The 23,741-nt window shown below is 59.6% G+C and carries 20 protein-coding genes; 11 read left to right on the top strand and 9 right to left on the bottom strand.

Features of this window, described 5'->3' with window-relative positions:
* Positions 1-19 precede the first annotated feature (19 nt).
* From AC2FD8_RS06595 to AC2FD8_RS06580, 4 genes are all read left to right on the top strand, one after another.
* The gene (locus tag AC2FD8_RS06595) at positions 20-1,273 is read left to right on the top strand and encodes a hypothetical protein (RefSeq protein ID WP_496874290.1); all 1,254 of its coding nucleotides are present in this window, start codon (positions 20-22) and stop codon (positions 1,271-1,273) included.
* A gap of 69 nt (positions 1,274-1,342) precedes the next feature.
* Positions 1,343-2,854 (top strand): Asp-tRNA(Asn)/Glu-tRNA(Gln) amidotransferase subunit GatB, encoded by a 1,512-nt coding sequence (gene gatB / locus AC2FD8_RS06590; protein WP_496854676.1) that lies wholly within the window; start codon positions 1,343-1,345, stop codon positions 2,852-2,854.
* A gap of 88 nt (positions 2,855-2,942) precedes the next feature.
* On the top strand, positions 2,943-4,187 hold the full coding sequence (gene pepT, locus AC2FD8_RS06585) for a peptidase T (RefSeq protein ID WP_496854674.1): 1,245 nt from the start codon (positions 2,943-2,945) through the stop codon (positions 4,185-4,187).
* An 80-nt stretch (positions 4,188-4,267) separates the two neighbouring features.
* Positions 4,268-4,681: a DUF4177 domain-containing protein gene (locus tag AC2FD8_RS06580; RefSeq protein WP_496854672.1), complete on the top strand. Its 414-nt coding sequence runs from the start codon at positions 4,268-4,270 to the stop codon at positions 4,679-4,681.
* Between the two features lie 54 nt (positions 4,682-4,735).
* Here AC2FD8_RS06580 and AC2FD8_RS06575 read toward each other — a convergent pair whose 3' ends face one another.
* Together AC2FD8_RS06575 and AC2FD8_RS06570 are read right to left on the bottom strand one after the other, a co-directional pair.
* Entirely contained in the window at positions 4,736-5,416 is a 681-nt protein-coding gene (locus AC2FD8_RS06575) for a hypothetical protein (RefSeq protein WP_496854670.1), read from the bottom strand.
* A 138-nt stretch (positions 5,417-5,554) separates the two neighbouring features.
* On the bottom strand, positions 5,555-5,809 hold the full coding sequence (locus tag AC2FD8_RS06570; RefSeq protein WP_496854668.1) for a BolA family protein: 255 nt from the start codon (positions 5,807-5,809) through the stop codon (positions 5,555-5,557).
* 107 nt (positions 5,810-5,916) lie between these two features.
* On the opposite strand from AC2FD8_RS06570, the gene AC2FD8_RS06565 reads away from it, so the two are divergent.
* The 7 genes from AC2FD8_RS06565 to AC2FD8_RS06535 all read left to right on the top strand — a co-directional run bounded on the left by AC2FD8_RS06565 (position 5,917) and on the right by AC2FD8_RS06535 (position 14,454).
* A complete protein-coding gene (locus AC2FD8_RS06565; RefSeq protein WP_480674475.1) occupies positions 5,917-6,543 on the top strand; it encodes a J domain-containing protein in 627 nt (208 codons plus the stop codon).
* A gap of 101 nt (positions 6,544-6,644) precedes the next feature.
* Positions 6,645-7,190, top strand: a complete 546-nt coding sequence (locus AC2FD8_RS06560; protein WP_496854666.1) for an NYN domain-containing protein — start codon at positions 6,645-6,647, stop codon at positions 7,188-7,190.
* A 129-nt stretch (positions 7,191-7,319) separates the two neighbouring features.
* Positions 7,320-8,306, top strand: a complete 987-nt coding sequence (cobS, locus tag AC2FD8_RS06555; RefSeq protein WP_496854664.1) for a cobaltochelatase subunit CobS — start codon at positions 7,320-7,322, stop codon at positions 8,304-8,306.
* Between the two features lie 121 nt (positions 8,307-8,427).
* The gene (gene cobT / locus AC2FD8_RS06550; protein ID WP_496854662.1) at positions 8,428-10,305 is read left to right on the top strand and encodes a cobaltochelatase subunit CobT; all 1,878 of its coding nucleotides are present in this window, start codon (positions 8,428-8,430) and stop codon (positions 10,303-10,305) included.
* An 83-nt stretch (positions 10,306-10,388) separates the two neighbouring features.
* Positions 10,389-12,179, top strand: coding sequence for an aminopeptidase P family protein (locus AC2FD8_RS06545; protein ID WP_496854660.1), 1,791 nt, complete (start codon positions 10,389-10,391; stop codon positions 12,177-12,179).
* Between the two features lie 62 nt (positions 12,180-12,241).
* Positions 12,242-12,583, top strand: coding sequence for a DUF427 domain-containing protein (locus tag AC2FD8_RS06540; protein WP_496854658.1), 342 nt, complete (start codon positions 12,242-12,244; stop codon positions 12,581-12,583).
* A 503-nt stretch (positions 12,584-13,086) separates the two neighbouring features.
* Positions 13,087-14,454 carry a DUF3179 domain-containing protein gene (locus tag AC2FD8_RS06535; RefSeq protein ID WP_496854656.1) on the top strand — a complete coding sequence of 456 codons (1,368 nt, stop codon included), beginning with the start codon at positions 13,087-13,089 and terminating at the stop codon, positions 14,452-14,454.
* Here AC2FD8_RS06535 and AC2FD8_RS06530 read toward each other — a convergent pair.
* The 7 genes from AC2FD8_RS06530 to ftsA all read right to left on the bottom strand — a co-directional run bounded on the left by AC2FD8_RS06530 (position 14,451) and on the right by ftsA (position 23,734).
* Entirely contained in the window at positions 14,451-16,136 is a 1,686-nt protein-coding gene (locus AC2FD8_RS06530; protein WP_496854654.1) for a chloride channel protein, read from the bottom strand. The genes AC2FD8_RS06535 and AC2FD8_RS06530 overlap by 4 nt on opposite strands.
* Positions 16,137-16,236: 100 nt before the next feature.
* A complete protein-coding gene (gene recN, locus AC2FD8_RS06525; RefSeq protein WP_496854653.1) occupies positions 16,237-17,886 on the bottom strand; it encodes a DNA repair protein RecN in 1,650 nt (549 codons plus the stop codon).
* A 36-nt stretch (positions 17,887-17,922) separates the two neighbouring features.
* Positions 17,923-18,786 (bottom strand): outer membrane protein assembly factor BamD, encoded by an 864-nt coding sequence (locus tag AC2FD8_RS06520; RefSeq protein ID WP_496854651.1) that lies wholly within the window; start codon positions 18,784-18,786, stop codon positions 17,923-17,925.
* Positions 18,787-18,911: 125 nt separating this feature from the next.
* Entirely contained in the window at positions 18,912-19,832 is a 921-nt protein-coding gene (gene lpxC / locus AC2FD8_RS06515; protein ID WP_496854649.1) for a UDP-3-O-acyl-N-acetylglucosamine deacetylase, read from the bottom strand.
* A 213-nt stretch (positions 19,833-20,045) separates the two neighbouring features.
* Positions 20,046-21,647, bottom strand: coding sequence for a cell division protein FtsZ (ftsZ, locus tag AC2FD8_RS06510; RefSeq protein ID WP_496854647.1), 1,602 nt, complete (start codon positions 21,645-21,647; stop codon positions 20,046-20,048).
* Positions 21,648-21,996: 349 nt separating this feature from the next.
* Positions 21,997-22,413, bottom strand: a complete 417-nt coding sequence (locus AC2FD8_RS06505; RefSeq protein ID WP_496854646.1) for a hypothetical protein — start codon at positions 22,411-22,413, stop codon at positions 21,997-21,999.
* Positions 22,400-23,734: a cell division protein FtsA gene (gene ftsA, locus AC2FD8_RS06500; protein WP_170375007.1), complete on the bottom strand. Its 1,335-nt coding sequence runs from the start codon at positions 23,732-23,734 to the stop codon at positions 22,400-22,402. Before ftsA ends, AC2FD8_RS06505 begins: the two co-directional genes overlap by 14 nt.
* Positions 23,735-23,741 lie beyond the last annotated feature (7 nt).

Raw genomic sequence — 23,741 nt, 5'->3', positions numbered from 1 at the left:
TTCCAGTTTGAGTTTTGCCATGTTTCGGTCTTTCAGGGCGGTCGCCGCCCGTCTTTTCGGCTCTTCTAATCCTACCTCAACGCCTTTGCCTGCGTCCGTCGCGGATGCAACGGCGTGGCTTGTCGCCTCGGGGCAGTTGAATATCCCTGTTGCGGAAACCGATGATACCGCTGGACATCAGATAGTTGAACGCGGTCGCCATCTGGCGCGTCAGGACATGTGGGCCGAGCTGTCGCAAGAGATGCGCAAAGCGGACGAGGCGCGCGAAACGACCCCCTGCGGGCAACCGGTTGCCGATCTGTTGGGTTTCGGGGCCCGTTCGGATGTTGTGTTGGCCGCGGAACACGCCCTATCGGACGGCAGATCCCTTTCAGACTATGACTTTCTGGCGGGCATCTCTGAACTGGAAGTTGAGTTTCAGAATCACCCCGATGACCCGATGATCGCCCTTGTGGTCGCGTTGGCGCATATTGATCTGGCCTGGGCATGGCGTGGGACAGCAGACCCTAAAAATCTGCCCGCGCTGCATCAATCCCGTTGCGCCGCGCATTTCGACCGCGCAGCCGCCTTGTTGAAGGATTGCCGCTCTGACATGCCGAATAGCCCAGCGATTGCCGCTGCGGATTGCGCCCTACTGGCGGGCCATGTCAGCCCACGCACCCGCGTGGCGGACAAATACGAGGCGCTGATCACGCTGGACCCGCAGAACCATCGCCATATGCGCGCCATGGGCAGCCACTTGCTACCACGCTGGTTCGGGACCTATGACCAGCTAGAGATTCAGGCCCTGCGCAACGCCGCGCGCACTCAGAAAACATGGGGTGCTGGCGGCTATACCTGGGTCCAGTTCGACGCCATCGCACTGGATGACGAAGCCTGCGCGCGGGTGGATGTCGAGTATTTTCTGGAAGGTCTACATGACATCGTTGAGCGCCGCCCCGACCAGCAGACGATCAACATGCTGGCGGCCTATTGCTCGGTCACGTTGCAAAACGGGATGGGTCGCAGCCCAAAGGTCGACATCGCCCGCAAACAGATTTGCGAGGCCGCAAACTGGTTGATCCGCGATCACCTGACCGAGCTGCATCCCCTGATCTGGGCCCATGCGGCGAACGGGTTCAGCAACAGCCTGAGCATCAACTCGACCGAGCGCTTCGCCGCCCGTGGCCGCCGGGATGCCCTGCGTGCGATCGCCGATCAATTGCGCGACGAACTGCGCAATGGCCAAAGCGTGACCTTCACGCCGACTGGGTTGCAGGTTACAGGGAACTAACCCCTTGCCCCTTTGGCGCGCCGGGCCTAATACGCAAGCTTAGACTTCTGCGGAAATTAGAGGCGCGCCATGCTCGACCTGACATACGAAATGCCCAAACCCAAAACCATTGCCGGGGCCAAGCACGATTGGGAACTGGTGATCGGGATGGAGGTTCACGCTCAGGTCTCGTCCAATGCCAAGTTGTTCTCGGGCGCCTCGACCCAATTCGGGGCCGAGCCGAACTCGAACGTGGCCTTCGTGGATGCGGCGATGCCTGGCATGCTGCCGGTGATCAACGAATATTGCGTGGAACAGGCCGTGCGCACCGGTCTGGGCCTGAAGGCGGATATCAACCTGAAATCGGCCTTTGACCGCAAAAACTATTTCTACCCCGACCTGCCGCAGGGCTACCAAATTTCCCAGCTGTACCACCCCATTGTGGGCGAAGGTGAAGTGCTGGTTGAGATGGGCGATGGCACGGCGCGCATGGTGCGCATCGAACGCATCCACATGGAACAGGATGCCGGCAAATCGATCCACGACATGGACCCGAACATGTCCTTCGTCGACCTGAATCGGACGGGCGTCTGCCTGATGGAGATCGTCAGCCGCCCCGACATCCGTGGCCCCGAAGAGGCCGCCGCGTATGTCGCCAAGCTGCGCCAGATTCTGCGCTATCTGGGGACCTGTGACGGCAATATGCAGAACGGCAACTTGCGGGCGGACGTGAACGTCTCGATCTGTTTGCCGGGCGCGTATGAGAAGTATCAGGAAACGCAGGACTTCTCGCATCTGGGCACGCGCTGCGAGATCAAGAACATGAACTCGATGCGGTTTATCCAGCAGGCGATTGAGGTCGAGGCCCGCCGTCAAATCGCCATCGTCGAAGGTGGTGGCAAGGTCGATCAGGAAACCCGCCTATACGATCCAGACAAGGGCGAGACACGTTCGATGCGGTCCAAGGAAGAAGCGCATGATTACCGCTATTTCCCGGACCCTGACCTGCTGCCCTTGGAGATAGAACAGGCATGGGTCGATGACATCGCGTCCAAACTGCCCGAACTGCCCGACGCCAAAAAGGCACGTTTTATCAGCGAGTTTGGCCTGACGGACTATGACGCCTCAGTCCTGACCGCCGAAGTCGAGAGCGCCGCCTATTTCGAAGAGGTCGCAAAAGGCCGCAATGGTAAACTGGCCGCCAACTGGGTCATCAACGAACTGTTTGGCCGCCTGAAGAAAGAAGATCATGACATCACCGACTCGCCGGTTTCGCCCGCGCAGTTGGCTGGCATCATCGATCTGATCGCCTCGGATGCCATCTCGGGCAAGATTGCCAAGGACCTGTTCGAGATCGTCTACACCGAAGGCGGTGACCCGGCGCAGATCGTTGAAGAGCGTGGCATGAAGCAGGTCACCGACACCGGCGCCATCGAGGCCGCCCTGGACGAGATCATCGCCGCCAACCCGGCGCAGGTTGAAAAGGCCAAGGTGAACCCCAAGCTGGCAGGCTGGTTTGTCGGTCAAGTAATGAAAGCCACCGGCGGCAAAGCCAACCCCAAGGCCGTCAACGAGCTGGTCGCCCAAAAGCTGGGTTCGTAAGCCCGTTTTCAAAGTTATGCGACGGAGTCAGGCCATCCGCTTGACTCCGTTTTCTTTTGTGCCCTTTCTTCCGCGCAGGAGAGCTGCCATGACCAGAGAATTCGATCAGGAACTTGAAGACCGGCTGATGCGCTACGCGGCCATCGACAGCCAAAGCGACGAGACATCGCCTTCGACCCCCAGTACGCCCATTCAGTTCGACATGCTGAACCTGTTGCAGCAGGAACTGACCGAGATCGGCGCGCAGGATGTCGAGATGACCGGCGACAGCGTCGTTGTGGCGACCATTCCCGGCACCACTGACGGGCCGACCGTGGGGTTCCTCGCCCATGTCGACACCGCCCCGCAATTCAACGCAACCGGCGTTAAACCGCGCGTCATCAAAGGCTATAACGGCGGTGAGATCACCTTTCCCGACGATCCCGATCTGGTTCTGTCCCCGGACGAAAATCCCTATCTGGCCGAAAAGATTGGCCATGATCTGATCACCGCTTCAGGCACCACCCTGTTGGGGGCCGATGACAAGGCTGGCGTGTCGATCCTGATGACCATGGCGCGGCACCTGATCGAAAATCCAGACATTCCACACGGGCCCATCCGCATTGCCTTCACCCCGGACGAAGAAATCGGGCGCGGCGTGACCGAGCAACTGCCCAAGGACCTCAAGGCTGATTTCGCCTATACACTGGACGGGCAGGAAGTGGGCGAGATCGAATATGAAAGCTTCTCGGCCGACCGCGCGGTGATCAAGATCACCGGCGTGTCGATCCATCCCGGTTTAGCCAAGGAAAAGATGGTCAATGCCACCCATCTGGCCGCAAAGATCGTACAGACTCTGCCGCAGGCCACACTTACCCCCGAGGTCACCGACGGGCGCGAAGGGTTCATTCATGTCACCGACATGAATGGCGGCTCGTCCGAGATGGAAATCAAGTTGATCCTGCGGGATTTCGAGATGGAGGGGCTTGAGGCCCAACGCGACATCGTGCGTCAGGTCTGCGCGGCCGTGCAGGCGACCGAACCGCGCGCGACCATCACCTGCGAGATCAGCCACCAATACCGCAACATGCGCTATTGGCTGGAACAGGACATGACACCGGTCGAGCTGGCGCATGAGGCCTGCTGCGAACTTGGGATCGAACCCGTCTCCGTTCCGATCCGCGGCGGCACCGACGGGTCGCGCCTGACCGAGTTCGGCACGCCCTGCCCCAACCTGTTCACCGGCATGCAGTGCATTCACGGGCCTCTGGAATGGATCTCGGTCCAGGACATGGCGCTGGCGACTGAACTGTGCTTGTCGGTTGTGGCCAAGGCGGCGCAGAAGACCGGCTGATTTGCGCCACGTGCGTAACGTCTCTTTCACCCGGCGACCTGCGTGATAAGTTGACGGTCAAAGGTACAAGGGAACAGTCGATGCCGCGCTACGAATACAAAGTCATCCCGGCCCCGCAAAAGGGCGCGAAGGCCAAAGGCGTCAAAACGCCCGAGGGCCGCTTTGCCACCTCGGTCGAGCAGGTGCTGAACGAGATGGGCCAACAGGGATGGGAATACCAGCGCGCCGAGTTGCTGCCCAGCGAGGAACGCTCGGGCCTGACCGGATCGACCACGAACTGGCGCAATGTGCTGGTGTTTCGTCGGGTGATTGAGGCCGAGGCCACTGAGGCAGCGGCCCCCGCGGCCCCAATGGATGAGGATGTGGCGCAGGCTCAACCCATTCCGGGACCGCAAGACGTGAAGGCCCCGGAGGCGATTGCAGAAGACGCAAATGAGCCACCGCTTACCTTGAAACCGGAACAGGATGTCGAAACGTCCAAACCCTCGGATTGATCGGTGCACCATGAGGGCCGGGATCGGGTATCCCTGTCCGCTACGCTGGCGTGGCTATTTGGCGTTGCACCTGTCCGGCAACACCAGCGAGGCCAAGCTTTCGATGAACATGGGTTCTTTGGCAGACGCATGTTTTGAACAGATCGGTGCCAGCCAGAGCTTTTTGTCGGTTCGCCCGTCAACGGATTTCACCAGATACGCCTCTTTTGCTGGCTTCCCACACGGGGTAATGGCACACCGTTCGCGTTTGGAATTGGTATTGATCCGATAATGTTCCAAAGCATCTTTGCATTTGCATTTTGGCTTGGGCGCTTTCTTTATAACTTTGATTTCAAAGTTATTATTCCGGTTCGATGTCTTTTCGGTCTTGCCACATTTTCTTTGTGCCTTCTCGGCAACCAACTCGCATCTGACGCTAATATAGAACGGATTCTTGTGATTGGGATTGTTGTGCTTGGCGCAAAGTGGGATCAGCCAGGATTTCGGAAATTTCCGGCCTTTGTCTATTTCATAGAACTTGATGTGCGCACCGTGAACCGCACTGGCACTGCACCCGAGATAAACGCATTTCGCCCGGCTGGATTTTGAGTTGTTCTGCCAATGCGCAAGCCAGCTGTCACAGCACTGGCATTTACGAACGCCTGACCCATCCTCGTTCAGGACGGGGTGCCGGTCGTCCATATATTTCTGTTTTCCATCGACTCCGAATTTGGAGGTCTTGTCAAATTTGGGCATACACAACCCCTGAAAACAATTCATGGCGCAGCCCGGAAACCTTCATCCGCGCCCAATAAACTGCAATCAGGGTAACATGTTTTCAGGATTTGGAGAACAGATACGCTTGCGCCCATACCAGCCTGTCAAAAGACTGTTTCAAACCCCAATATCCAGCGCCAGCGCATGGATGCGCGGCACCACGTCGCCCAGCGCCTTGTGAACCGCGCGGTGGCGGGCAACGCGGGATTGACCTTCGAACGCGGAAGAACGGATACGGACGTTGAAATGGCTCTCGCCGCCTTCCTGAAATCCGGCATGGCCCCGGTGGCTTTCGCTGTCGTCGACCACCTCAAGTTCACGCGGATCAAAGGCGGCTTGCAGCCGGGTTTGGATTTCTTCTTTCACGGTCATATTTATGCTCATCGGCAAAAAATTTGCCGCTCCCCTCTTCTACTTTCGGCTGCTTAGACTAAACTGCTGCCTCCGAGTCGAGAAGATGCGTTCTTAAGGATCACAGCATGACGAAATCAGACCCTTTCGGATTCGATATGTCCGTCTCCAGCGCCAAGAAAAAGAACCCGCGCGGGCGTCGGGGTATGTCGGGCGCATCTGAAACCTCAGTGCGAATCTGCGACCATCCGGGCTGTGAAGAAGCGGGCAAGTACCGCGCGCCCAAGGCTCCGGACGTTTTGGATGACTTTTTCTGGTTCTGCCAGCAGCATGTGCGCGAGTACAATCAGAAGTGGAACTTCTTCGACGGCACGACCGAGGCCGAACTGAACGCGCAACGCACCAAGGACAAGGTCTGGGAGCGTGAAACCAAGCCCATGGGCGACCCCGAAGCCCGCGCCTGGGCGCGTCTGGGCATCGAGGACCCGCATCAGGTTCTGGGGGCAAACAGCACCCAGAACAAGGGCCGCACCTCGGGCGGTGGTGGCCGCCGTCTGCCCCCCACTGAACGCCGGGCCATCGAAATCCTCGAAGCCAATGACAGCTGGTCCAAGGCCGAGGTTCGCAAGGCTTACAAGAAACTGATCAAGGTCCTGCACCCGGATATGAACGGCGGCGACCGCTCGCAAGAAGAGCAGCTGCAAGAGGTCGTCTGGGCCTGGGATCAGATCAAGGACAGCCGGAACTTCAAGTGATCCTTTGCCCCGCTTCCGCCCTGAATATCAAGCTGGCGAAATACGGGGATATGGCCGATAGTCACAAGAAATTTCTATCGGTCATTCCTTGAGGTAATTTCTTGCGGGTCCCACTTTTTCTGACACTGATTTCTTTCGCCTGCCTTCTGACGACATTTGCATTGCAGTCGGACTGGCTGTTTCTGGCCCTGTTATGCCTGATATCCAGTGCCATTGTGCTGTTGAAGGCGTGGCTTCAACGCCGGAAAGAGGCCCGGAACTGGATCGTGCTGGATGGGTCGAACGTGATGTTCTGGAACGGAGGCGAGCCACGTATCGAGACCCTGCGCGAGGCACTTGCGGCGGTTCAGGCGCAGGGGCTGAAACCCGCCGTCGTTTTTGATGCGAACGCAGGGTACAAGCTTGCAGGCAGATATCTGAATGATCGGGCTTTTGCAAAACTCCTCAACCTGCCGGTCGACCATATTCTGATCGCCCCCAAGGGCACGCCTGCCGATCCGTTGATTCTGCGTGCAGCCAAAGATCACAATGCGCGCATCCTGACCAATGACCGCTACAGGGACTGGAGCGACGACTATTCCGACATGTTGGGCAGTGCTTTGGTCACTGGAGAATTCAAGGCTGGCAAACTGCAACTGTCGCTGTAAGGCCAGTTTGAAAGAAACATCCGCTCAGCCTGACGCGGGCATCTCTTTCCCTTGCCCTTGGTCGGAATATGTTGCACCAAACACAGGTTCAAACCCGGCGAGACGGGCGAAAGGATAAGGACGAAGCGCATGGCTGACGGATCAATTGATATCAACGCAAAACCCACCGAAGAGATCTCGGTCCGTGACGTGTTCGGCATTGATACCGACATGGCCGTCAAAGGTTTTGCGGAACACAGCGACCGCGTGCCTGCGATCGATCCTACTTACAAGTTCGATCCTGAGACGACTCTGGCGATTTTGGCAGGGTTTACGCATAACCGGCGCGTGATGATCCAAGGCTATCACGGCACGGGTAAATCGACCCATATCGAACAGGTTGCCGCCCGCCTGAACTGGCCCGCCGTGCGTGTGAACCTGGACAGCCACATCAGCCGGATCGACTTGATCGGCAAGGATGCGATCAAGCTGCGCGACGGCAAGCAGGTCACCGAATTCCACGAAGGCATCCTGCCCTGGGCCCTGCGCAACCCCGTTGCCATCGTATTTGATGAATACGACGCGGGCCGCGCAGACGTGATGTTCGTGATCCAGCGTGTGCTGGAGCATGACGGCAAGCTGACCCTGCTGGACCAGAACGAGATTATCACTCCGAACCCGAATTTCCGCCTGTTCGCCACGGCAAACACCGTGGGTCTGGGCGATACGACCGGCCTCTATCACGGCACGCAGCAGATCAACCAGGCGCAGATGGACCGCTGGTCGCTGGTATCGACGCTGAACTACCTCAGTCACGATGCCGAGACGATGATCGTGCTGTCGAAAGCACCGCTGTACAACACAGCTGAAGGCCGCAAGACCGTCAGCCAGATGGTCACCGTGGCCGATCTGACCCGGACCGCTTTCATGAACGGCGACCTGTCCACCGTGATGAGCCCCCGGACCGTGATCAACTGGGCGCAAAACGCCGAGATCTTCCGCGACGTGGGTTATGCGTTCCGCCTGTCCTTCTTGAACAAGTGCGATGAGCTTGAGCGCCAGACCGTGGCGGAGTTCTATCAGCGCTGCTTTGACGAAGAACTGCCGGAAAGCGCAGCGAGCGTGAGCTTGGGCTGACGCCGAATTGCGCCCGGTTTCGGGCGCAATGCCTCCGGCGGAGGTATTTTTAGCCAGATGAAGGCGGATCCGATTCCCTGTTTGGTGGAAATCGGGACGGCAATGTGAAAGGCTTGGGGACATGGCACAAAAGAACGACAACCCTGCTGATCCGTTCAAGAAGGCTCTGGCCGAGGCCACCAAGGTCATGGCCGATGATCCCGAGCTTTCGGTAAGCTATACCGTCGATCCCTCGGGCCTTTCGGGCGAGGCTATGCGGTTGCCTCAGGTGTCGCGCCGGATGACGCGCGAAGAGGTTTTGCTGGCGCGCGGAACTGCCGATGCCTTGGCCTTGCAGCGCCGCTACCACGATGACGCGACCCATATGCGCTATGCCCCGCCCGGAGATATGGCGCGGGACCTCTATGAAGCGATGGAAACCGCACGGTGCGAGGCAATGGGCGCGCGGGATATGCCCGGCACGGCCTCAAACATTGATGTCAAGATCAGTCACGAGGCCCTGCGGCGCGGCTATGACCAGTGCAAGCAGCCAGCCGATGCGCCTTTGTCCGTTGCTGCGGGCTATCTGATCCGGCATCTGGCCACGGGGCGTGATCTGCCGCAGGCGGCCGAGAATGTCATGAACCTTTGGCGTGGCTATATCGAGGAACAGGCCGGTGGCACGCTTGAGAAGCTCGAAGAAATCCTCTCGGATCAGGCAGAATTTGCCAAGTTTACCCGTCAGGTGATCAAGGATCTGGGATACGGCGACCAACTGGGCGATGACCCTGATGAGCTGGACGAAGAACAGGAAGATCAGGCCGAGGAAAACGCCGAGGAGCAGCCCGATCCCGACAGCACCGGGCAGGATGATCAGGAGGAACAGGATCCTGACGCCACGCCCGAGCAATCGCAGGAAGAACAGCAGGATCAATCGCAGGCTCAGGTCTCGATGGACGAGATGGCCGAGGATGAGATGGGCGATGAGGCCGAGATGCCCGAGGGGGAGGCCCCGCTGGAGCCGCCTGCCCCTCCGCCTGCGTCCGAGGCTGATCCGGAGTACCAAGTCTATCTGAACACCCATGACGAGGAAATCGCCGCGGAAGATTTGGCAGAACCTGCTGAATTGGAGCGCTTGCGCGCTTATCTGGATCAGCAGCTTGAGCCATTGAAGGGTGCGGTCAGCCGCTTGGCCAACAAGTTGCAGCGTCGCTTGCAGGCGCAACAGAACCGATCGTGGGAGTTTGATCGCGAGGAAGGTATCCTCGATGCCGGTCGTCTGGCGCGCGTGGTGGCGAACCCGACCACGCCGCTAAGCTTCAAGGTCGAAAAAGATACTGAATTCCGCGATACCGTGGTGACTCTGCTTCTGGACAACTCGGGATCGATGCGGGGGCGCCCGATTTCGATTGCGGCGATCTGCGCGGATGTTCTGGCCCGGACGCTGGAGCGTTGCAATGTGAAGGTCGAAATCCTTGGCTTTACGACCCGCGCCTGGAAAGGCGGTCAGGCGCGTGAAGCATGGTTGAATGCGGGTCGCCCGCAGCAACCCGGACGTCTGAACGACCTGCGTCATATCATCTACAAGGGCGCGGATGCCCCATGGCGGCGGGCGCGGCCCAATCTGGGCCTGATGATGAAAGAAGGGCTGTTGAAAGAAAACATCGACGGTGAGGCGCTGGAATGGGCCCATCGCAGGATGCTGGCGCGGCGCGAACAGCGTAAGATCCTGATGGTGATTTCGGATGGCGCTCCGGTCGATGATTCCACGCTGAGCGTGAACCCGGCGAACTATCTGGAGAAACACCTGCGCGACGTGATCGCCATGGTCGAAAAGCGCAAGATGGTGGAACTACTGGCCATCGGGATCGGGCATGACGTGACCCGGTATTATGATCGTGCGGTCACGATCACCGATGTGGAACAGCTGGCTGGTGCCATGACCGAACAGTTGGCGGCTTTGTTCGACAGTGATCCACGCGCGCGGGCCCGAGTGATGGGGATGAAAAAGGCCAGCTGAGGCTGGCCTTGCCTCCGGCGGGAGTATTTTCAAAAAGATGAAGAGGTGGCGTAGCACCACACTTTGGCTTGAGGGAGGCAGACATGTTCCAGTCTTTTGAGGTTACAGCGCGGCCCGAACAAGGACCACCGCGATTGGCTGCTTTACGGCAGGAGTTGGAGCGCGAAGGTTTGGACGGGTTTCTGGTGCCGCGTGCGGACGCGCATCAGGGTGAGTATGTGGCCCCTCGGGACGAACGGCTGTCATGGCTGACCGGATTCACCGGCTCGGCCGGGTTTTGTGCCGTGCTGCGGGGTGTGGCCGGGGTTTTCATTGACGGACGTTACCGCACACAGGTCAAGGCTCAGGTGGCCGATGACTACACTCCGGTACCGTGGCCTGATGTGAGCCTGGGGAACTGGTTGAAGCAGCAGCTACCGAACGGAGGATCGGTCGGTTTTGACCCTTGGCTTCATGCTGCAGGGCAGGTCAAAGCCGTGCAGAAAGACCTTGAGGGAAGCGGGATTGAGCTGGTGCGCTGTGCCAACCTGGTGGATCGTATCTGGCAAGATCAGCCCGCCCCTCCGATGAACCCGGTCAAGGCACATCCCATTGAATTTGCCGGGGAAACCGCTGAAAGCAAGATTGCTCGTCTGGCTGCGGGCCTGCGTGACGGTGGACGAAGCGCTGCCGTTGTCACGCTACCCGACTCGATCATGTGGGTGTTGAACATTCGCGGCTCGGACATTGCTTACAACCCGGTCGCCCATGGCTTTGCCATTTTGCATTCGGATGGGCGTGTCGATCTGTTCATGGCTGCAGCAAAACTAGGCGAAGTGGGAGAACATCTGGGTCCTCAGGTTTCGGTTCATGAGCCTGATGGGTTTCTGGACGCCGTTGCTGCCCTAGAAGGTAAGGTTCAAGTCGATCCGGGCACTGTGCCTCAGATTGTGGCGGACGCACTTGGCGACCGGATGGTTGACGGTGGCGACCCCTGCGCTCTGCCCAAGTCACGCAAGAACCCGGCCGAGATCGCAGGCAGCGCCGAGGCGCATTTACGCGATGCTGTTGCCGTTGTCGAAACCTTGTTCTGGCTGGATCAGCAAACGCCCGGACAGGTTAGCGAAACGCAGGTCGTGACCCGTTTGGAGGAGGCCCGCAGGCGCGACAATGCCCTGCAGGATATCTCATTCGACACCATCGCAGGAACAGGTCCCAACGGGGCGATCATGCATTACCGCGTGACCGAAGAGACCGACAGCGTCCTGCAGGATGGTCATCTGCTGGTACTGGACAGCGGCGGGCAATATCTGGACGGGACCACCGACATCACGCGAACTGTTGCGATCGGTGAGGTTGGTGAGGCCGAGAAGGCCTGTTTCACGCGAGTGTTGAAGGGCATGATCGCCATGTCGATGCTGCGCTGGCCGATTGGATTGGCCGGGCGCGATATCGAATGTGTGGCGCGCGCGCCTCTGTGGCAGGCGGGTCAGGATTTCAATCACGGCGTCGGTCACGGGGTCGGCGCGTATCTGAGCGTGCATGAAGGCCCGCAGCGCCTGTCGCGGGTCAGCCATGTGCCGTTGGAGCCGGGCATGATCCTGTCGAACGAACCCGGCTATTACCGCGAGGGCGCGTTTGGCATTCGGATCGAGAACCTGATTGTCGTTGAAGAGGCCCCATCTCTGCCCGACGGCGATGCGGAACGGGCCATGTTGCAGTGGCGCACGCTGACCTATGTACCCATTGACCGTCGCCTGATACTGGTCGACATGCTGACCGCACAGGAACGGGATTGGCTAAACAGCTATCACCGCAAAGTTGCGGAAAAAATCAGGCCAAGGCTGGGCGAAGCCGCGCAACTGTGGTTGGATGCCGCAACTGCGCCGGTCTGACATCAGACTGTCACATAAATTGGGCAAAGGAGAGGCCCTGACAAAAAATCGAAGGAAAAGACATGGTTGAAATCACGATCACCGCAGCACCCGGCAAATGGAGCATCCGTTCCGGCGGAGCCATTCTGGGCGAGAGCTCGAACGCGCTTGAGTTGCGCGAAGGTGATCTGGAACCCGTGATCTACTTTCCCCGATCGGATATTGCGATGGCCTTCCTTGACCGCACGGACAAGGTGATCCACTGCCCGCACAAAGGCGATGCCACGCATTTTTCGATCGTGAACAAATCCTCGGTCACCGAAAACGCGGCCTGGAGCTTTGAGGCACCCGGCAAAGAAGCGGCGGAACTCAAGGACTATCTGGCTTTCTATCCGGTTGATTCGGTCAAGGTCGAACAGATCTAGGACCGTTCGCGCAAAATCAGGTCGCACCAGGCCGTGGACGGCTAGCGACCAGAACGGTCACCGCAACCAAAGCAATACTGACAAAGCTGAGGTCGCCGGCAGACAGTCGGCAAGGGCCATTCCGGTCAGCAGAAAAACACGTGCCCCGGTATCCATAGGGCTGCCAAGCAGCCTGTTGATCGTCAAAGTCAGGCTGACGGAAAGCATCGGGTAGACGCTGATCACCCATGAACATCATCCCAGTCCGACGACTAGGAAAAACCCCTGAGCGAGTTGATCATCAAATTGCAGAGGGTTCCGTAAAACAGCAAGAGCAGACACGGCCGGCACACAGGGTCTTGGGATTTGCCATGGCGAAGCTGCTTGGAAAATACCCTGTCGGTTTTCAAAACGTTGCGCCTCAAGTCAACGGTTGAGGGTGATCACGTGCCAATCACGCAGCTGTTTCATGCATGGCGGTGCGTTTGCCCTCATACTATGCGGGAAAAAGATCGGAGGGTTCCATGTCTGTTTCTCGTCGCCAATTTGTCGGAATGGTCGGTGCCAACGCGCTGGCACCTGCCGCAAGCTGGGCGCAGGAAGACCCTGTGCTGGACGCGTTGCACAGCACGTTGCGCGGCGGTCGCACCGATTTCGAGGCCAAGATGGCCTTTCTGGTTCAGCGCGGGAACCCGGACGTGGTCCCGGCCCTGTTGACCGCCATGCGTTTCACCGACCGGCGGCGAGACGACATTGTCGAGGTGATGGAGACCCTGACCGGCGAGCAACTTGGCACCGACTGGTTCGACTGGATGCTCTGGCAAGAGCAGAACCCTCAGATCGTCCCCCACCCCTCATTGATCCCGTTCAAGCGCGAGGTCCTGCTGCGGATCGACGACAATTTCGACCTGTTCCTGCGTCCCGAATACCTGCAGCGCGAGCGGATGAAGATCCGGCTGGAGGAGATCACCTGGGGCGGCGTGCGCAAGGATGGCATCCCTTCGCTGGACAATCCGACGCTGATCTCGGCCTCGGACGCCGACTATCTGAAAGAGGATGACCTGGTCTTTGGGGTCTCGATCAATGGTGACGTGCGTGCCTACCCGCTGCGGATCATGGGCTGGCACGAGATGTTCAACGAGGTGATCGGCGGCGTGCCGGTGGCGCTGGCCTATTGCACCCTGTGCGGGTCGGGCATCTTGTTTGAGACGCAAGTGCCGGGGCGGCGGAAACCGTTTGTCTTCGGTTCCTCGGGGTTCCTGTATCGCTCGAACAAACTGATGTTCGATCGCGAGACACATTCGCTGTGGAACCAGTATACCGGCAAACCCGTGGTCGGCCCTCTGGTGGACAGCGGGATCGAGCTGAAGCAGCGCCCCGTGGTGATCACGACCTGGGACAGCTGGAAAACCTCGCACCCTGACACGCGTGTCTTGTCTCTCAGCACTGGGCACCGGCGCAATTATGGCTCGGGTGTGGTGTACAACGAATATTTTGCCTCGCCCGAGTTGATGTTCCCGGCTTTGGTGGATCAGTCTGAACATCGCCAGAAGGACTATATCTTCACCATCCGCCAGTTCGGCGCTGCGCGGGCCTGGCCGCTGGACGCTTTCGACCGGACCCGCGTGATCAACGATGCGATTTCGGATCGACCCTTGGTTCTGATCGGCAACCCGGACCGCCGGACAGTGCGCGCTTACGAGCGTGCAGGCCACCGCTTCACAGCATCAGACAGTGGCCTGATCGACGAGAGCGGTCGCAAATGGACCTTGTCCGAAGAGAAGCTGATCGGGCCGGATGGCACGCAATTGCCGCGCGTGGCCGGGCATATCTCGTACTGGTTTGCCTGGGACAACTATCTGGGCGACGCGGCCAGCGTGTATCGCGGCTAGGAGTGTTCTTCGGCCGCTGTCGCCGCCAGCGCCCGATTGTAGGCTTTTAGAACGTCGATGTGATAGAGCGCGCCAACCGGCGTTTCCGACCCGTTTTCGTCCATGACGATCACCGGGATACACGGAATGTCATCGCGGTCGAAATAGGGCATCGCCGCCTCAAGCGTCGCGCTTGCCTTGACGCAGAGACCTTTTTGGATCAGTGCCCGCGCTTCCTCCTTGGTGATCGAGCGCGCAGCGCCAATTGGTCGCATCACCGCCCCGGCGCGCAGCATGGCCAGAAGATAGGCCTGTGGTCCCGCCGCCAGATGCACGTTGCGACGTTCCAACTGGGTCAGGAAGAAAGACCGGTCCACAAGGCGCGAGGCCAAGGCCGTGGACATCGACACTGACACCATCACCGCCAGACCGATCTGCCAGTCTCCGGTCAGTTCGAACACGATCAAAGTGGTCGAGATCGGCGCGCCCAGAACCGCCGCCGCCACGGCGCCCATACCGGCAAAGGCATAAAGCGTGTGAGTGCCCGAAACCTCCGGCAGCAAGCCGGTCGCGATCAGCCCAAAGGCCAATCCTGTCAGTGCCCCAATCATCAGCGCTGGTGAGAAAACCCCGCCCCCCATGCGCCCACCCATGGTGATCGCAACGGCCACCGTCTTGAGAACCGCGAACAGAATCGCCGTGGTCAGGACCAGATCGCCGGTCAGGGCCCGGATTGTTGTTTCATACCCCACGCCAATGATATGCGGGAACCAGATCGCCAGAAGGCCCAGCATCGCACCCGAAACCGCCGGGCGCAGCCATCCCGGCAGGGACAGACGGCTTTGAACGTGATTACCGATATCCTCGGCAAAAAAGATCGAGCGCATCAGAAGCAACGAGACCAGCCCGCAGATCAACCCGAGGATCAGGAAGGCGGGCAGCTCGACGTAGAATTGCAGCGAACCGGGCGTGTCCAGCGTGAACTCGGTGACGTCGCCATATTCCAGCCGGTTGATGACCGTCCCCGCGACCGAGGCAATGACGATGGGCGCGAAGGCGTGGACTGCGAAATGGCGTAGTACGACCTCAAGCGCGAACAGCGCACCAGCGATAGGAGCGTTGAAACTGGCCGAAACCGCAGCTGCAACCGCGCAGCCCAAAAGGTCACGCCCGGTGATTCCGTCCGCGTGGATGCGGTCACTGACCCAGGTCGAAATGACCCCGGCCATATGCACGACCGGCCCTTCCCGCCCGGTGGATCCACCCGTGCTGAGTGTGATCAGCGAGGCGAAAAACGAGGCGATTCCGGCCTTGGCCTCAACCCGGCCATCGCTGACCGCTGCCCCTTCGATCACATCCGCGACCGAACGCACCCGACCATCATCGGTGAAACGCGTAAGGATCAGCCCCACGATTACCCCGCCAATGATCGGAAGGATAAGCACGATGAACCAAGGCAGAGTCTCGACGTGGCTGTGCAACAGCAGAATATCATCGGTATCGTAGAAATATGCCTGCAGCGCACGGATCGCCTTGCGGAACCCAAGGGCCATGAACCCGGCGGCAATCCCGATCGCCAGAGCGATAAACCAGAACTGGATCTGGCTTGGCCCCCGGCGGCGCATCACCCGCCATGCATCCTTGATCGCGGCCAGAGCCTGATTGAGCTGGTTGCGCAAAATGGTGCGGGTTGATTGGGTCATTGGCCCTCGGGGATCATCATTTAACCCTTAGTAAGCCACGGCGCGACCTGAGAAAAGCAAGATAGCGACGATCAGCATCGCTGATTGCGCGAAAGACGCGCTAAGCCTCCAACAAAGCACGTGCTGCCGCACGGGCCTCGTCCGTGATCGTATCGCCCGAGACCATGCGGGCGATTTCATCCACACGATCCGTATCAGCCAGCGGCACAACCGTGGACAGCGTCTGCCCATCGGTAACCTGCTTCTGCACGCGCCAGTGATGCGCCGCGCGCGCCGCAACCTGAGGCGAGTGCGTAACGACCAGAACCTGCCCGCCATGCGCCAGAGACGCCAGCCTGCGGCCCACCGCATCGGCTGTCGCACCGCCAACACCCCGGTCGATCTCGTCAAAGATCATGGTTCGGGCGCTGTCATCGCCGGACAGGCAAACCTTCAACGCCAGCAGAAAGCGGCTGAGTTCCCCGCCCGAGGCAATCTTGTTCAACGGCCCCGACGGAGCGCCGGGATTGGTGGCAACTGTAAAGGCCACTGCATCGATACCCTCGGGGCCGGGATCAGATGTGGTGATTTCGGTCCGAAACACCGCGCGTTCCATTTTCAGCGGTGCAAGCTCGGCCATGACAGCCTGATCCAACTGCCCTGCCGCCGCTTGACGCGCTGCGCTGAGGTCTCCTGCTGCTGCATCATAAGCAGACTGAGCCGCCTCGACCGCGGCACGTTGGTCAGCCAGATCGGCATCGCCTGCATCCAGCTTGCCTAAACGATCACGCAACGTATCGGCAAAGGTGCCCAAATCATCCGGTGCCACATCATGTTTGCGGGCCAGCGCACGGATGGCGAACAAACGTTCCTCGGCGGCTTCCAGTTCGGCGGGGTTGAAATCCAGCGCCTGAAGGCAGGCGTTCACACCGTCCTGCGCCTCGCCCAGTTCGATCATGGCCCGGCCAAGCGCAGCGATAGGTTCTTCTAACTGTCCGCCTGCGTTGTCTGAGACGCCTTCAAGCCAGCGTACCGCGTCCGACATCGCCCCCTCAGCCCCGTCACCGCCCAGCAGGTCAAACGCACGGGCGACATCGTCACGAATACGCTCGGCCCCCTGCATCATGCGGCGGCGGGCATCGAGGTCTGCGTCCTCGCCGGGTTGTGGATCAAGCTTGTCCAACTCAGCCACGGAATGGCGCAGGAATTCCTCTTCTGCGCGCATGGCGGCCAAAGCGGCCTCGGTCTCGGCCAGTGCCTTGCGGCTGCGCGACATCTCGGACCATGCCTGACGGACCGTGACCAATTGGCCCGAGACCTGAGCATAGTCATCCAGAAGAACACGATGCCCGCGCGGGTTCAAAAGCCCCCGGTCATCATGCTGCCCATGCAATTCGATCAGTGTTTCCGACAAAGCGCGGAGGACTTCGCCAGAACAGCGGCGATCATTGACCCAAGCGGTTTTTCGGCCCTCTGCCGTGTTGACCCGACGCAGGATCAGCTCTTCGCCACCCGGCAAACCGGCCTCAGATAGAACGGCATGGGCGGGGTGCCCTTCGGGCAGTTCGAACTCGGCCACGACCTCGCCCTGCGCAGCACCTTGGCGGACCAGCTCGGCCCGCCCGCGCCAGCCCAATACGAAACCCAGCGAATCCAGAAGGATGGACTTGCCCGCCCCGGTTTCACCGGTCAACGCGTTCAGACCCGGTTGGAAGGTCAGTTCCAACCGGTCGATGATCAGCATGTCGCGAATATCGAGGGCGCGCAGCATCGGGTCTTTAACGTCCCAAGCCTGATGACATGGCGACTACAACCACTGACCTTTGATCGTCTGACGATAGATCGTGCTGAGCCAGTTGTTGCCACGGCTCTTCAGATCCAACCCGCGCGATGTCAGCAGCTGGTACCCGCTATCATACCATTCCGAAGACTGGTAGTTGTACCCTAGGATCGCGCCCGCTGTCTGCGCCTCATCAAACAGGCCGAGCGACAGGTAGGCCTCGATCAGGCGATACAGCGCCTCGGCGGTATGAGAGGTGGTCTGGAAATCCTCAACCACGACGCGGAACCGGTTGATGGCCGCAACATAATGATCCTGACGCAGGTAGTAGCGCCCGATCTCCATCTCTTTGCCAGCCAGATGGTCAAACGCCAGATCGAATTTCAACACGGCCGAAGTGGTGTATTCGCTGTCCGGATAAACCTCGATCACGGTACGCAATGCTTGCAAAGCCTGAAAGGTCAGACCCTGATCGCGGCCAACTTCGTCAATCTGGTCATAATAGCTGAGCGCCAGAAGATACTGCGCGTAGGCCGCGTCTTCGTCTGTCGGATAAAAGTCGATATACCGCTGTGCCGCGGCACGGCTTTCTTCGTAATTCTTGTCGGCGTGGAACGAAAACGCCTGCATGATCAACGCGCGTTTGGCCCAATCGGAATAGGGATACAGACGCTCGACTTCCGAGAAATACCACGCCGCATCGTCCGAGCGATTCTGCGATAGTTCATATTCACCGCGCGTGTAGATCTGTTCCGGCGTGAACCCTTCCAGGTTTTGATCCCGGTCCGCGCCTTTGTTACCGAACAGGCCCCCTGCGTTGCCGCAGGCGCTCAAAACTGCTGCCAGAAGAATCGCGCTTGCGAATCTGACTGCCGCTTTGCTGCCAACCATACCGCTCATCCTTGTCGTCTTACTTACAGGATCCAAACCGGATCGAGCCTTGGTCTAGCACAGAAAATTCCGGTGCAAAACGCCTTATCCACCCGCTGGCGGAAATGTCGTCAGAGTTGATCAGATCAGGCGACAGCAGGGATTTCGGCGGCAATCAGGCCTTGGCCGGGCAGACGGGCGGCCTGCTCGGGGGTACACAGGATCGGACGAACGGCGCCGGGCGTCTCGAACAGTGTGCGCAGCAGCGTGTTGGTCATGGAATGGCCCGACTTATCACCGGTGAAGTGGCCCAGAATCGGACCGCCTGCCAGATAGAGATCACCCAGCGCGTCCAGCATCTTGTGGCGCACCGCCTCATCCGCGTGGCGGAAACCGCCCGGGGTCAGGACCTCGGTGCCCTGAACGACCACAGCGTTTTCCAGCGTCCCGCCCAAAGCCAAACCGTTCTCGCGCATGGTCTCAACGTCGATCCGGCGGCAGAAGGTGCGGCAATCACTGAGTTCGCGCACGAAGGACCCATTGCGCATGTCCAGCGTTTTTGTCTGGTTGCCGATGGCTGCGTCTTCGAAATCAATATGGAAGTCGATGATCAGCCCGTCCGCAGGCTTGATCGAGGCACTGGCCCCTTCACGAGACGCCGTCACAGGCTTCAGCACTTCGTAGGCCAGAACCGGGCTGGCCTGACGGCGAACGCCTTTCGCCATGATGCTGCGCACAAAGTCGATCGAGGATCCGTCCATGATCGGAACCTCGGGCCCATCAATTTCGATCAGGGCGTTGTGAACTCCGCACCCGGCAAGCGCTGCCATAATGTGTTCAATGGTCGAGACCGAAACACCGGCCTCATTCACCAGACGGGTGCAAAGCTGTGTGCGCTCGACCATGTCGTAGGCTGCAGGGATCAACGCATTGCCCAGCTCAATATCCGTCCGTTTGAACCAGATCCCGTGACCGGCAGCCGCCGGTTTCAGAACCATGACCGCAGGCTGACCGCCATGCAGTCCAACGCCGTTGAACGTAACCGGAGATTTGAGCGTATGTTGCAAATTGGGCCTCAGAGCGTGATGTCCAGCCTATGCGGGCTGTGTTGGACCCTGAGTTAAGGAAGAGGCCCCGCAGGCTCAACTCACTCTTTGCAACTGAATGAAACATGTATGTGACAGATCGGCAAAACCCTGCTCAGGGGTATTTAAGTCACTGTAAATAATGAAAAAAGGGCCGCCGTTTGGCGACCCTTTGCGATGATTTTGTTACCGTGATCAGTTGGCTTGACGGCGCAGGAAGGCCGGAATTTCGATACGATCCTGATCCGGATCAGCCTCTTCCTGTGCAGGTGCCGTAGCGTCAGCCTGGCGCATTTGCGGCTGATGACGCGGCGGTTGCGCAGGCGTATCCGCCGCGTGGCCGGTCATCCGGTCGATCAGGCGATTGAACCCGAAGCGGGGGCGCTCTTCGTGTTCTGCCTGCGACTGAGGCGCCGGTTCCTGTGGCCGGGTGGCCGTCAGGCGCTGCGCCGCCGAGGGGACATTCTGAACGGCAGCCTGAAGGCGTTGCAGTGCCTCGGGCGAGGGGGTGCCGGCAGAATGCTGATGTGGCGCGGTATAGGTTTCAGGGGTCTCTTCCACTGGTTCCGGCTGCGGCTCGAACTCGGCCACGCGCGGCTGATAGGCCGGGGGCGGAAGACCATCATCATCCTGTTCTACCCGCGGCTGGAACTGGCTCGGGGCCGGTTCTTCTGCGGCTTCGAACAGAGACGGTTCGCGGTTTTCGGTCTGCACCGTCGCGGCCTCGGCTGCGACGGGCGCCTCTTCCTGAACCGGCTCTTCAGCGGAAACAGTGCGTGTCAGAGGTTCGGACATCGAACGGCGCGCGACTGGCTCTTCCGAGGCTTTCTCGCTTGCGTCGATGCCGGTGGCGACGACCGAAACGCGCATCGCACCTTCCATCGCGGTATCCAGTGTCGAGCCAACGATGATGTTCGCCTCGGGGTCTACTTCCTCGCGGATGCGGTTGGCGGCTTCGTCCAACTCGAACAGGGTCAGGTCATGCGAACCGGTGATGTTAATCAACACGCCCTTCGCACCCTTGAGGCTGATTTCGTCCAGCAGCGGGTTGGCTATGGCCTTCTCTGCCGCCTGAATGGCGCGATCTTCGCCTGTGGCTTCGCCGGTACCCATCATCGCCTTGCCCATCTCGTCCATCACGGCGCGCACGTCCGCAAAGTCGAGGTTGATCAAACCCGGGCGGACCATCAGGTCGGTCACACCCTTGACGCCCTGATGCAACACGTCATCCGCCATCGAGAACGCCTCGGTAAAGGTGGTTTTCTCATTGGCCAGACGGAACAGGTTCTGGTTTGGAATGATGATCAGCGTGTCGACGACCTTTTGCAGCGCTTCAACACCGTCTTCGGCCTGACGCATGCGTTTGGCCCCTTCGAACTGGAAGGGTTTGGTGACAACGCCGACGGTCAGCACACCCAGTTCACGCGCGGCCTGCGCGATGATCGGTGCGGCGCCCGTGCCGGTGCCGCCGCCCATACCAGCGGTGATAAAGCACATATGCGCACCCGCCAGGTGGTCAACAATCTGTTCGATGCTTTCTTCGGCGGCGGCCGCCCCAACGGTCGGACGGGCCCCTGCCCCCAACCCTTCAGTGACCTTCACGCCCAGCTGCACCCGCGCCGAGGACTGGCTTTGCTGCAGCGCCTGCGCATCGGTATTCGCGACAACGAAATCAACGCCGTCCAGCTGCTTTTCAATCATGTTATTGACTGCGTTGCCGCCCGCACCGCCAACGCCAAATACTGTAATCCGAGGCTTCAGTTCGTCGTGCCCGGGCATCGAAAGATTCAATGTCATGCTCTGTCCGCCTGTATTTTTGTTCCGCCAAAGCGGTGTTTTTCTTTACCTATCCGACTTCGATTTTAGCGATGTGATGCGTAAAGGTCACGTCAAAAATCACGCGATTCCACAAAATATGGACGAAATATGGCAATGACCGGCGGCATTTCGCAGGTCTCGCCAAATATAGCGGAAACAACGCGGATCACTACTAGACACGGGATATCCGAGCGATGAACGACTCATGCGCCACGCCCTGAATTCGAACCAAAACTATTGCGGAAAACTGCTCAATGTCCTGCCGCAAGACCTCTGACGGGTCCTGTGGATATCTTTAGGGATAAATCAGGGCTCCGCAAGGTGTTTTTCAACTGATCGGGGCACTTGGACAATTCAGGCTGTGTTCGGTCATGCTGCGCACTTCTTGAATCTCACCATTGCTCAGCTCTGCCAGCCGAACCATCAAACGGCCCTGATATTCGAATGGCCACCAGCAGACCGGAATGCCGTCGGTATCATCATCATAGAGAAAACATATCTGCCCATTCGGTGTCGTGATCTGACCGTAGACGCATCCGCCACCCTCGATCTGCCAGACCGAGGTTTTGCGGTTCAGGAACTGTTCGGTTCCTACCAGATCACCACTGCGGATTTCGTGAAACTGCACCGTTTTGCCCAGCACAGCATCCAGAAACGTCTCGGGTGCAATGACAGACTGCGCCGAGGCGAGGCCGGGTGCCAGCGCCACGCACAAGGCGCAGCGCAGGGCTTTACCAATTGTCACGGAACCACCGAACGGCGCGCTTGAACGGGCGCGCGGCATAGGTGTCGACGGGTATTTCGAAATCCCACCACTCGTCCTGCGGATGCGCCGCAAACAGGCTGAGACCAACGGCCGAGGAAAAGCCCGGACCGGTCGCAGATTGCGGCAGGCCGTGAACGCGCAGCGGGCGGCCCAGGCGGACGCGCTGACCCAGAATGCGGGTCGCAAGGCCGTCGAGCCCCATGATCTGGCTACCTCCACCCGTCAAAACGATCTGCTGACTGGGCATATGTTCGAATCCAGCCGCATCCAGACGGACGCGCACCTCTTCCAGAATCTCTTCGACCCGAGGGCGCATAATCCCGATTAGCTCGGCCCGGCTGACGGTGCGGCGATCATGCTCCCAATCGCCGGTATCGCCGCCGATGTCGATCAGATCGCGATCGTCGGCTCCGGTCGCGTGGACACCGCCATTGAATGTCTTGATCCGCTCGGCCACGGCGGTTGGCACGCCAAGGCCCATCGAGATATCCTGCGTGACGTGGTCCCCGCCCATACGCACGCAATCGGCATAGATCATGTGTTTCTTCATGAAGATCGACACGCTGGTGGTCCCGCCGCCCATGTCGATACAGGCCGCGCCCAGCTCCTGCTCATCCTCGACCAGCGCCGAGATGCCCGACACATAGGCCGAGTTCGCAATCCCCGCGAGCTCCAGATCGCATCGCTTGATGCAACGGACGATGTTCTGGATCGCAATCGCGTCGACGGTCAGCATATGCATGTCGACAGCCAGAGACTGCCCCATCTGCCCCCGTGGGTCGATCAGGCCCGAGCGATTGTCCAAAGCAAAGTTCACCGGCTGCGCATGCAGAACCTCGCGCCCTGCGCCGTAGTCGGGCACATCGCAGGCGTTCAGAACACGGCCAACCTCGGCCTCGGTCACAAGCTGACCTTCCAGATCGACCTGCGCGTCCAAACCGTAGGAGCGCGGGTTCGCGCCCGAGAAACAGGCGATCACGTGATCGACCCGGATATCGGCCATCTTCTGCGCGGCTTGCAGGGCAGTGCGGATCGCACGCTCGGTTTCCTGCATGGCCGTGACTTCGCCAAACTGCACCCCGCGCGAGCGGGTGGTCGCCGCGCCAATAACCCGGAACCCGGTTTGCCCGGCCATCGAACCGATGGTGTTATCCTCGCTCAGCCGCCCGGTGCCATCAAAGCGCAGCACAAGACACGAGATTTTCGAGCTACCTACGTCGAGAATGGCGATGACGCCCCGCTGCATTGCTTGTCTGCGCATCTGCCGCATGGCGCGTTGGGACTGATAAAGATCGGTCATCATGGTC

The sequence above is a fragment of the Ruegeria sp. YTSC192 genome (assembly GCF_059609705.1).
This window is presented reverse-complemented; position numbering and strand designations above follow the sequence as displayed.

Bases quoted from the DNA above. Each gene is read 5' to 3' on its own strand.
- AC2FD8_RS06545 (WP_496854660.1), top strand. From the start codon at position 10,389: ATGTTCCAGTCTTTTGAGGTTACAGCGCGGCCCGAACAAGGACCACCG.
- gatB (WP_496854676.1), top strand. From the start codon at position 1,343: ATGCTCGACCTGACATACGAAATGCCCAAACCCAAAACCATTGCCGGG.
- cobS (WP_496854664.1), top strand. From the start codon at position 7,320: ATGGCTGACGGATCAATTGATATCAACGCAAAACCCACCGAAGAGATC.
- ftsZ (WP_496854647.1), bottom strand. From the start codon at position 21,647: ATGACATTGAATCTTTCGATGCCCGGGCACGACGAACTGAAGCCTCGG.
- AC2FD8_RS06540 (WP_496854658.1), top strand. From the start codon at position 12,242: ATGGTTGAAATCACGATCACCGCAGCACCCGGCAAATGGAGCATCCGT.
- AC2FD8_RS06570 (WP_496854668.1), bottom strand. From the start codon at position 5,809: ATGACCGTGAAAGAAGAAATCCAAACCCGGCTGCAAGCCGCCTTTGAT.
- AC2FD8_RS06580 (WP_496854672.1), top strand. From the start codon at position 4,268: ATGCCGCGCTACGAATACAAAGTCATCCCGGCCCCGCAAAAGGGCGCG.
- AC2FD8_RS06530 (WP_496854654.1), bottom strand. From the start codon at position 16,136: ATGACCCAATCAACCCGCACCATTTTGCGCAACCAGCTCAATCAGGCT.
- AC2FD8_RS06595 (WP_496874290.1), top strand. From the start codon at position 20: ATGTTTCGGTCTTTCAGGGCGGTCGCCGCCCGTCTTTTCGGCTCTTCT.
- AC2FD8_RS06565 (WP_480674475.1), top strand. From the start codon at position 5,917: ATGACGAAATCAGACCCTTTCGGATTCGATATGTCCGTCTCCAGCGCC.
- recN (WP_496854653.1), bottom strand. From the start codon at position 17,886: ATGCTGCGCGCCCTCGATATTCGCGACATGCTGATCATCGACCGGTTG.
- AC2FD8_RS06520 (WP_496854651.1), bottom strand. From the start codon at position 18,786: ATGGTTGGCAGCAAAGCGGCAGTCAGATTCGCAAGCGCGATTCTTCTG.
- ftsA (WP_170375007.1), bottom strand. From the start codon at position 23,734: ATGACCGATCTTTATCAGTCCCAACGCGCCATGCGGCAGATGCGCAGA.
- AC2FD8_RS06575 (WP_496854670.1), bottom strand. From the start codon at position 5,416: ATGCCCAAATTTGACAAGACCTCCAAATTCGGAGTCGATGGAAAACAG.
- cobT (WP_496854662.1), top strand. From the start codon at position 8,428: ATGGCACAAAAGAACGACAACCCTGCTGATCCGTTCAAGAAGGCTCTG.
- AC2FD8_RS06535 (WP_496854656.1), top strand. From the start codon at position 13,087: ATGTCTGTTTCTCGTCGCCAATTTGTCGGAATGGTCGGTGCCAACGCG.
- pepT (WP_496854674.1), top strand. From the start codon at position 2,943: ATGACCAGAGAATTCGATCAGGAACTTGAAGACCGGCTGATGCGCTAC.